The 573-nt window shown below is 67.7% G+C and carries 1 protein-coding gene; it reads left to right on the top strand.

Annotated features, from left to right (window positions below):
* The coding region (locus tag K7711_RS47080; RefSeq protein ID WP_222979696.1) for a hypothetical protein at positions 1 to 196 on the top strand (196 nt) is incomplete at its 5' end.
* Positions 197 to 573 lie beyond the last annotated feature (377 nt).

The raw sequence follows: 573 nt of genomic DNA, 5'->3' as shown, positions 1-573 counted from the left end.
CCCCTCGCTCACCGGGGTCCGGATGCGGGGCGTGCCGCTTCTGGCGATCCGCAAGATCCGCGACCGCACACCCGACCCGAACACAGACGGTGGAACGGACCGGGCTGTACCGACGGTACTGGATCTCCTCGCCGCGCAGATCGCTCTGGATCGCCTTACCTCCGCGACCGGCGTCGGGCGGGAGGACTTGTTGTGAGTTCGGATGAGCCGGCTCGGCTGGGTGAGCTGCTGCGCCACGCCGAATCGAGCGCCAATCCCCATGCACCTCCAGCCGCTTGGCACGGCCGAACTCTGCGGTGTCCTCGCCACAAGGGTTCGACCGTGTCATCAGCACCGAAGCCAGGTCGCGCCTGCGCGCGGTCCCGCACGACAACGGAGCACAGGTGGCCTGAGCGCTCGCGCACCGGCCAGGCCCGATGACACCCGCGGGCCTGGCCGTCCATTCAGGAACTGCTGGGTTCGTTTGCGTCGAGAGGAGTTTCGTTCATGGTGTACATCGACAATCCCGGTGCGTTGATCGCGGCGGTCCCCCGATGGCTCGCGTATGAGCCGCGCCGGTCGGTGGTGTTGATC

The organism is Nocardia coffeae (assembly GCF_019890715.1).
In the GTDB taxonomy this organism is placed as follows: domain Bacteria; phylum Actinomycetota; class Actinomycetes; order Mycobacteriales; family Mycobacteriaceae; genus Nocardia; species Nocardia jiangxiensis.
Note: the sequence above shows the minus strand (reverse complement) of the source record. Positions and strands in the feature narration are given on the sequence as shown.